General features: G+C 56.6%; 8 protein-coding genes and 1 pseudogene. 1 reads left to right on the top strand and 8 read right to left on the bottom strand.

The window, feature by feature from the left end; translation table 11 throughout:
- Positions 1–184: 184 nt before the first annotated feature.
- From J2T09_RS26630 to groES, 8 genes and pseudogenes are all read right to left on the bottom strand, one after another.
- Positions 185–982 (bottom strand): IS3 family transposase, encoded by a 798-nt coding sequence (locus tag J2T09_RS26630; RefSeq protein WP_306840109.1) that lies wholly within the window; start codon positions 980–982, stop codon positions 185–187.
- Entirely contained in the window at positions 979–1,341 is a 363-nt protein-coding gene (locus tag J2T09_RS26625; RefSeq protein WP_306840108.1) for a transposase, read from the bottom strand. The genes J2T09_RS26630 and J2T09_RS26625 overlap by 4 nt, the downstream gene beginning before the upstream one ends.
- A gap of 941 nt (positions 1,342–2,282) precedes the next feature.
- A complete protein-coding gene (locus tag J2T09_RS26620; protein ID WP_306840107.1) occupies positions 2,283–2,666 on the bottom strand; it encodes a hypothetical protein in 384 nt (127 codons plus the stop codon).
- A 602-nt stretch (positions 2,667–3,268) separates the two neighbouring features.
- Positions 3,269–3,557, bottom strand: a pseudogene (locus tag J2T09_RS26615) (isocitrate lyase/phosphoenolpyruvate mutase family protein); the annotation flags it as partial.
- A gap of 76 nt (positions 3,558–3,633) precedes the next feature.
- Complete coding sequence (locus J2T09_RS26610) at positions 3,634–3,906, bottom strand: hypothetical protein (RefSeq protein ID WP_306840106.1); 273 nt, start codon at positions 3,904–3,906, stop codon at positions 3,634–3,636.
- Between the two features lie 48 nt (positions 3,907–3,954).
- Positions 3,955–4,191, bottom strand: a complete 237-nt coding sequence (locus J2T09_RS26605) for a hypothetical protein (RefSeq protein WP_306840105.1) — start codon at positions 4,189–4,191, stop codon at positions 3,955–3,957.
- Positions 4,192–4,295: 104 nt separating this feature from the next.
- Positions 4,296–5,924, bottom strand: coding sequence for a chaperonin GroEL (groL, locus tag J2T09_RS26600; protein ID WP_306840104.1), 1,629 nt, complete (start codon positions 5,922–5,924; stop codon positions 4,296–4,298).
- Positions 5,925–5,985: 61 nt separating this feature from the next.
- Positions 5,986–6,300 (bottom strand): co-chaperone GroES, encoded by a 315-nt coding sequence (gene groES / locus J2T09_RS26595; protein WP_306840103.1) that lies wholly within the window; start codon positions 6,298–6,300, stop codon positions 5,986–5,988.
- Between the two features lie 273 nt (positions 6,301–6,573).
- Here groES and J2T09_RS26590 point away from each other — a divergent pair, with 273 nt between their 5' ends.
- Positions 6,574–6,846 (top strand): usg protein, encoded by a 273-nt coding sequence (locus J2T09_RS26590; protein WP_306840102.1) that lies wholly within the window; start codon positions 6,574–6,576, stop codon positions 6,844–6,846.
- Positions 6,847–6,898: the final 52 nt, after the last annotated feature.

Raw genomic sequence — 6,898 nt, 5'->3', positions numbered from 1 at the left:
AAAACGCCCTACGAAGCCATTAGGCGACTCAGTGAGAAAAAACCTGAAATCTTCTCTCGAATACCAAGCCATGACATGTTGGGACCAAACACCTAATGTGCCCGATCGAAAAACGACGCGATTGCCGCTATTTGGGGCAGATATGGAGTGAACCCCTCGGGCTGGACCAGCGAGGCGCTTCAAACTAAGCCGCCTGCTGGGCGAGTTGGGTTTCAAATTCTGCTGGCGACATGTAGCCAAGAGCCGAACGCAGCCGCTTGGCATTGTAGATCTCCTCAATGAACCTGGGCAATCGTTCGGCCACATCCGCGAAGGTTTCGTAGCCGGCGGGATAGATGTCCTCAACCTTCAGGGTCTTCATGAAGCTCTCTGCCTGCGCATTGTGATAAGGGTTGCCGACGGCGCTCATGGCCCCCTGTAGACCAGCGACATCGAGCGCTCGTCGGTAGGTCTCGCTCGCGTATTGGCATCCTCGATCCGTGTGGTGAATGCAGCCGGGCAGAGGCCTTCTGTTCTCGAGTGCCGACCGCAACGCTGCCAATGCAAGCGGTGTGTCCAGGCGTTTTGACAGGCCATATCCGACGACTTGCCGGCTGCAAGCGTCGAGAATGACTGCGAGATAGCAAAAGCCGACGGCGATGCGTATGTATGTGAAGTCGGCCACCCAGACCATGTCAGGCCGCGACGGGATCACATTCCGATAAAGGTTCGGGTAGATCGGTGAATCGTGGTTGCTATCCGTCGTGCGAACATACCGCTTGCGAGGCCTGATCCCGAGGCCGTTGGCCCGCATGACGCGGGCGACACGCTTGTGGTTGACCAAGTGCCCTCTTCGCTGAAGCTCGTGCGTTACGCGTCGGTATCCGTAGTAGGGCAGCTCGTCCTGGATATCCTCGCTGATTGCCACGAGTTCCGCATCCCCAAGGTTCAACGCTCTCGTAGTTGATCGGTAATAGTAAGTGCTTCTCGACAGATCGATCATTTTGCACCCCCGTCGGACGGAGCAAGACGAGGACCAGTGATGATGAAGGAGTTCCCGCTGTCGCTGGCGATCGGCTGGCGCGGAGTTTTTTTAACCAGGTCCAGCTCAATCGTGAGCTGGCCGACCTTACGTTCAAGCGCCGCAATGTGGGCCTCGTACTCGGCAATAACGCTAGCTTCCGCTTCCTCGTCGTTCAGCTCGCCACGATCGAACTGCGTGACCCACAACTGAATGAGGTTAGCCGAAACGCCGTAGGTGCGCTGCGCATCGCGCCGTCCGATAACGCCGTTTCGGATATCTTGGCAAAGCTGCAATTTGAACGGCGTCGAATGCCGCCGGTATGGACCTCGGGACTTCATGAGCCTTCTCCGATTGAGGCCCGCAGAGTGTATCAGTTTTTCCGTGTCCCGTGGTCCAGCCCGAGGGGTCACTCCACCTCGCGCCATCTCTAAGACACATCCGCGCGGAAGCGCTTACAGCAAGCCCAGCTTGCCGTGCAGCCCTTGGCGGCCTGCTCGGAATCCTGATCGCCTACCCTATAATATTGCTTGTACGCTATTGAACGTCGGACACCGAGCACCTTAGTTATTTGCGTTCAATCGGTTTCGCTGAGTCTCGGGGCGGCTTGGCGGAGACTGTGGTCACGGGTTAGTTAGCCATCTCCCGATATCTTCCATAATGACGCGCCGCCCATTTTCAGAGCGAAGCACTGTCATCGCGCTGCTCTCGACGAACCCCTTACTCGCATCAGAGGGCCAAATCCCAAGCGCGTGTTCGATGGCGATAGCGGCGCGCGTGGTGAGTCCACTAGGCACGGCTCTCCCCGCTTGGTTTCCACCATCCAGGCGTTGCCCCGCGCGATATTGCCGGCGTGCTGGACAGATATGCCGAAGCGAGCCACAGTGATGTCGATCGGCTCCCCTGCCAGCTTCAGCACGGCTATGAGGTAGTTTCGTTCTGATCTTTCGGATTTTTTCAAGCCACGATCTAATCGGGGGGAAAGCTTCCATCAAGTCGTAGCGATTCATGCATCGATGTCGCAATCGATCATAAAAGGAGCCAATGCGCCCTGCCCATCGTCGTTTCAAATCAGTCTAGGGATTGGGGCAAATGATGGGCGGCTGGACTTTGAGGGGGTCGCCATCCAGCGAAGGGTTCTGATATGGGACCGGGACCCAGCCAGCGGGTTTCCAGCGACACGCTGCGCCCAGCGTCTCTATTTCATGATTCGGCTGGGCGGCATACCCGCTCGAAGCAATTGTGCGCTTCCGTACCGATCGTACCGGTGTCTGAACAATCGCTAGCGATCCTGTTGATATAGAAGCCAGGCTCCGATTTCGGCCATTATAGCCCGCTTGCCTTCAACTGAATTGGAAATACGGCTCGCATTCCGCTCCACGAAAAGCTTGTCGTCGTCTGTTGGCCAGATGCCAAATTCATCCTCAATTGCGATTGCTGCTTGGGTTGTGAGGCCAATCGGGAGAGGGCGGTTATCTCGGCGCTCGACCATCCAAGCGATCTGTCGGCTCATCTTACTGGCGGATGAGACCGAAACGCCCAAACGGCGCGCTATATCGATGATAGCCTCGCCCTCCGATCGAGCTTCTGCGATCTCATAATACATCTCGCTTTTGAGATATTGGGCATGAAGCCTGTCTCGAACTTCTTTGGGAGCCGGCGTCATTAGTTGACACTCCCAGCGTCACAGCAGCGATCAGGCGCAGGACGATCGTCATTAGCAATGTCTGCCGGTGCAAACAAAGGTGTCTCGGCCAGCGCCCGAAGCTCGTCAGCCAACTTCATCAGCTCGCGAGCGATGGGCCCGAGCTCAGCAGTTTTATTATCCTGATCTTTCATAGCTGAAAACGTGCTGTATTCGTGGGCACGGGTCAATCGTCATGAATTGCTGGCCGGCGCATGATCATTAGAAATGTCTGGAATCGAGGGGCGGAGTATTAGCGGTTCACTGACTACGGGAGTTATAGACATTATTGCCAACTCCATGACCCGTCGCCAAACTTGGCTGGGGGTGATTTTTTTGGCGCTGCAGCCCAGTCCGTCCACCGCGCGAAACTTACCGCTCTGAAGCGAACGATAGCGTCTCGGCCGCCTTCGGCTTCTTGTACACCCTCATGAAGACGTCGAGGTTCACTTTCGATGGTCCCGATCGATTGAAGATCCGCTCAGCTTCGTTTCGCTCGAGCGAATGTTTAGATCGAAACTCATCCAACGTGTAAACTGTCTGCTCAGCCGTCCGCTTCCTCCATTAGATCGCAATGTCCTTCAACCCGCCTGGACATAAAGCCAGGCGCGGTCGAAAGCCTTGCTCAGTCCCTTATCTGCGGCTGCATCCGTGCGAGCAGCGATGACAAGTAAGGGGCGGGCTCTCGTAGCGGCCGCCACCTTCGCGGCCATATCCTGCGGGGATGCCAGCTTCTTGTCGTTTCAAATGCCGGCATTTCTTGGGAAGAATCTGATCTTCGATCTGGATTGCAACCGCCCCCCGTTTCCTCCATGCGGCGAACGGTGTTCATGACGTTCAGCGCCTCGCCGAACCGGTATCGCCATCAATAAGCGGAGATGACATCCACTGTGAAATCTAAAGAGGTTCGGTAGCAATCCGCCTGAAGGCGATCCCCACCATATGAAGTTCAGAATTTTCTTTCGTCATACGCGCGCTGATTGAATGCGCCGCGGCGAGAAAGACGATCAAGCCACCTTGAAACAGACAACCCGATAATCAGCAGAACTGGAGCTGCGAGTTGGGCTGTCCAAATTAGTTCTTCGGGCCAGCGAAGGAAACCCGCACCAAGGGCGGCGGTGACCGAGAGGGCAACAGCGAGAAGAAATGAAATTACCGCGCCAGCAGCCATAGCAGCGACGAATGCTGAACTCATGATAACGATGAACAGGACACTGAACACAGGAGCTCTCTTTGGCGGTGCGTCGAATTCGACGGCGGGCTATAGCTATTAATGCTCAAATGTCACCGAAGCGTTGAGATCCTCCGGTGAGCTGCCACCATGTGCATCAGGTAGTATGTGCTTCGGCGGCGGTGTGACCGGCTGTTCCAGAGCTTCCATGGCAGATGCGTACAGCTGCGTACGCTCTTGAGTACCGCGATTGTACAGCTTGGCCACGCACGCTGTCACCGCGTTAATTGCCACCGGGTCTCCAACAATGCCTTTGGCCTGAGCGATTTCCTTCACCACACTCGCGCACAAACGTACATCCTCTCGAGAAACTATCCTTGAACTCATTGACTTCCTCCAACTGGCCCACTCCCCGAAAGGAGCAGGCCGTCTTTGATCGTTTAGAAGTCCATGCCCGGCCCGCCGGGCAGGGCCGGGCCGGGGTCTTTCTTTGGCTTTTCTGCGATCATCGCTTCGGTCGTCACCAAGAGACCTGCTACAGAAGCCGCATCCTGCAAAGCGGTGCGAACTACCTTGGCCGGATCGATAACACCCTGGGCATACAGATCGCCATACTCGCCGGTCTGCGCATTCCAGCCGAAGGAGAGCTCGCTCTTCTCCCGGAGTTTGCCGACGACGATCGAGCCCTCCGCGCCTGCGTTCTCCGCAATTTGACGGATAGGCGCCTCGATTGCCCGGCGGACGATGTCGATCCCGACCCGCTGATCGTCGTTGGCTGTTGGCAGACCCTCCAAAGCCTTAACCGCACGCAGGAGTGCAACGCCACCGCCGGGCAGGATACCTTCTTCGACGGCTGCGCGCGTTGCATGCAGAGCATCGTCGACGCGGTCCTTCTTCTCCTTCACCTCGACTTCGGTCGAGCCGCCAACGCGGATGACAGCGACACCGCCTGCAAGCTTGGCAAGTCGTTCCTGCAGCTTTTCGCGGTCGTAATCCGAGGTGGTATCCTCGATCTGCGCTCGGATCTGGGCGACACGGCCGTCAATCTCGGCCTTGGAGCCGACGCCATCGATGATGGTGGTGTTCTCCTTTTCGATCGCGACCTTCTTGGCACGGCCGAGCATGTTGAGCGTGACGTTTTCAAGCTTGATGCCCACGTCTTCGGAGATGACAGTGCCGCCTGTCAGGATGGCGATGTCTTCGAGCATAGCCTTTCGGCGATCGCCGAAACCAGGCGCCTTGACGGCGGCGATCTTTAGGCCGCCACGCAGCTTGTTGACGACGAGTGTAGCAAGCGCTTCGCCCTCGACATCCTCGGCGATGATCAGCAGAGGCTTGCCGGACTTCACCACAGCTTCCAGCACAGGCAGAAGAGCCTGGAGATTGGAGAGCTTCTTCTCATGGATGAGGATATACGGCTCTTCGAGCTCGACCCGCATCTTGTCCTGATTGGTGACGAAGTAGGGGCTCAGATAGCCTCGGTCGAACTGCATGCCTTCGACAACTTCAAGCTCGGTCTCGGCAGTTTTCGCTTCCTCGACGGTGATGACGCCTTCGTTGCCGACTTTCTCCATCGCCTCGGCGAGATAACGGCCGATCTCTTCATCGCCGTTGGCAGAGATGGTGCCAACCTGTGCGATCTCCGAGTTGCTGGTGATCTTGCGGGCGTTGTTCTTCAGTTCTTTGACGACCGCGTCAACGGCAATATCGATGCCGCGCTTGAGGTCCATCGGGTTCATGCCGGAAGCAACCGCCTTGGCGCCTTCCTTGACGATCGCCTGGGCGAGAACGGTCGCAGTCGTGGTGCCGTCGCCAGCCAAGTCGTTGGTCTTCGACGCGACTTCGCGCAGCATTTGCGCTCCCATGTTCTCGAACTTGTCTTCCAGTTCGATTTCCTTGGCGACCGAAACGCCGTCCTTGGTAATGCGCGGCGCGCCGAAGGACTTGTCGATGACAACGTTACGGCCCTTCGGGCCAAGCGTGACCTTTACCGCATTGGCAAGCACGTCGACCCCACGCAGCATACGCTCACGGGCATCGGTGTTGAATTTGACTTCTTTGGCAGCCATTTGTCTAACTCCTCAATAGGCAGCTATTTTGACTGATGGGTTGATTTGTAAGGAGAGCACCTCAGGCGGCGATCATCTGCGCAGCCTGAGCGTCGATAATGCCCAGTACGTCACTTTCCTTCATGATCAACAGGTCTTCGCCGTTGATCTTGATCTCGGTACCGGACCATTTACCGAACAGGATACGGTCGCCAGCTTTGACGTCGAGTGCCTGGATCTGACCAGCCTCGTTACGCGTGCCAGTGCCGACGGCGACGACTTCGCCCTCTGATGGCTTTTCTTTCGCGGTATCGGGAATGATGATGCCGCCTTTGGTCTTCTCCTGGGATTCGACGCGGCGGACGAGAATGCGATCATGAAGCGGTCGGAACGACATGTTTTCCTCCATTGGACAAAAAAGATGACGCAGATCCCCTACCGGACCGGGTGACCAGTCCGGCGGGTGCGAACCTCTTTGAGCGTTCGCGGGCGAAAATTTATTTTCGAGATTTTTCGATTTCAAGAGGGCTTGCCACAAAAATTAGCACTCGCGGGAAGTGGCTGCTAACATATTGTAAAGGCAAAAGAAATTAGTCTTCGCGGGAAGGAGTGTGTTGATGGCGCCGGCCTTTTGCGCCACCATACCCGTTTCATGAAACGGAGATGAAGCATGCCATTCTCATCAGACTTGGAGCGTCAACTCAACGGCTATGGGCTGACCACAGCGCATATCCTCTACCGCATTCCCGATTTCGAATCCGTGCTGCAAACCTACGTTTGGCAGGACTATGATCTCGCCCCTGATTTTCCGGAGATGCGCAAGTTCCTTGACTTCTGGCAGGCGGAGCTCGACGGGCCTCTCTACTCCGTGCGCTACAGTCACCAGCGGCTGATCGGTCCGAATGAATGGCGCCGCGTCGACGGCGAGTTCAAGCTTCACTGAACTCTTGATTTTGATTTTTCTGCTCCCTAGCTCATCGACCGCCCGAGACGTT

It is taken from the genome of Neorhizobium huautlense (assembly GCF_030811685.1).
Lineage (GTDB): Bacteria > Pseudomonadota > Alphaproteobacteria > Rhizobiales > Rhizobiaceae > Neorhizobium > Neorhizobium huautlense_A.
The sequence above is the reverse complement of the archived record's forward strand: the minus strand, read 5'-3'. Positions and strand labels throughout refer to the sequence as shown.